The following is a 1535-nucleotide window of genomic DNA, read 5'->3' as shown; positions in this document are numbered from 1 at the left end:
ATTCGTTTAGAGATGCATAAACCAGGAAAACCTTTTAATCCTATGATTAATGCTGGAGCGATTACGGTAGCTTCGCTTCTGCCAGGAACATCGGTGCAAGAAAAATTAGAATCTCTATACGCATTAATCGAAAAAATGATAGAGAAACGTCCCGCCATTAATGAAAAAGTGTTTCAATCAGAATGGCAAACAGCTCATCGCAATAGAGCTTTAGCACACTATTTAAAGGAAAATGGTTTTTTAGAGTCTGATGTGGAGGAAGCACTAGAGGTTTACTTGAAACAATGTTCTATAGAAATGAATACAAAGGATATAGCCTTAATAGGACTCATACTTGCCCATGATGGATATCATCCTATTCGTAAAGAACAAGTCCTCCCAAAAGAGGTTGCTAGATTAACCAAAGCCTTAATGCTCACATGTGGTATGTACAATGCTTCTGGCAAATTTGCTGCTTTCATTGGATTGCCAGCTAAAAGTGGGGTGTCCGGAGGGATTATGGCACTCGTTCCATCAAGGTCCAGAAGAGAACTACCGTTTCAAGAGGGTTGTGGTATTGGTATTTATGGACCAGCTATTGATGAATGCGGGAATAGTTTACCAGGATCTATGTTATTGGAACGTATTGCACAAGAATGGGATTTAAGTATATTCTAAAAAGTATCATGGATGTTTTAGTGTCAGAGCGAATACAAAAATGTTCAGACTATATAATGTGTCTGAACATTTTTGTATTGCATAGCATCTTCCTGTCTAAAGCAGAAAAATGTCAAGAATACTCGCAATGTTCGATGCTTTCGTTTATATCTTATTTATAGATTTTGAAAAAAATAAAGTAAGTGTTGTATTAGTAATAATAGATTTGTATACTGACTTTTAGGCGAAAGTGGGAAGTGATTATTGTGAATCTTAGTAATTTAGTAAAAAAAGACATCTATATTCTAGTTTTGATGGTGTTTACAGTACCCTTAGTAGGCGCAATAAAGTCTTTTCCCTTAAATGAGACGTTTCGAATGAGCTTTGGTGCACCAACATTTTTCTTTTTTTTGTTATTATTTCGGCGAATGCCAGCATTTTTACCGGGTTTTTTAACAGCAATAGTGGTTGTAGTATTTCGTATCCTGATAGAAATCGTCAAACAGGAAAATATGGATTGGATAGCTGCTTTCCATATCCACTATCCTAGTTTTTTCTTTTATTTTACTTATTCTTGTCTCTTTTACTTAGCGAAAATCAAACGATTTCATCATCAACCATTGATGATTGGATTTATTGGCTTCATTATTGAAATATTATCAGACTGTGTGGAATTAATGATTCAATATTTTGTATTAAAAACTACTATCACGCCAGAGGCAATAAATGAAATAATTGTTATCGCATTTTCCCACAGTTTTATAGTTCTAAGCTTTTTCAATATGATGAAACTGTATGAAGCGCAGTCAAGGGAGAGACACATTAAAAAACAAAATGAACACATGCTTATGCTTATTTCCAATTTATATGAAGATGCTGTTCATTTAAAAAAAACGTTA

The 1535-nt window shown here is 34.3% G+C and carries 1 protein-coding gene and 1 pseudogene; both read left to right on the top strand.

Features of this window, described 5'->3' with window-relative positions:
- A partial coding sequence (glsA, locus tag HRG09_RS28050) for a glutaminase A (protein ID WP_174104064.1) occupies window positions 1-657 on the top strand: 657 nt, incomplete at its 5' end.
- Between the two features lie 236 nt (window positions 658-893).
- Window positions 894-1535: pseudogene (locus tag HRG09_RS28045) on the top strand (ATP-binding protein); the annotation flags it as partial.

This window comes from Bacillus sp. Xin1, assembly GCF_013314535.1.
Lineage (GTDB): Bacteria > Bacillota > Bacilli > Bacillales > Bacillaceae_G > Bacillus_A.
Note: the sequence above shows the minus strand (reverse complement) of the source record. Positions and strands in the feature narration are given on the sequence as shown.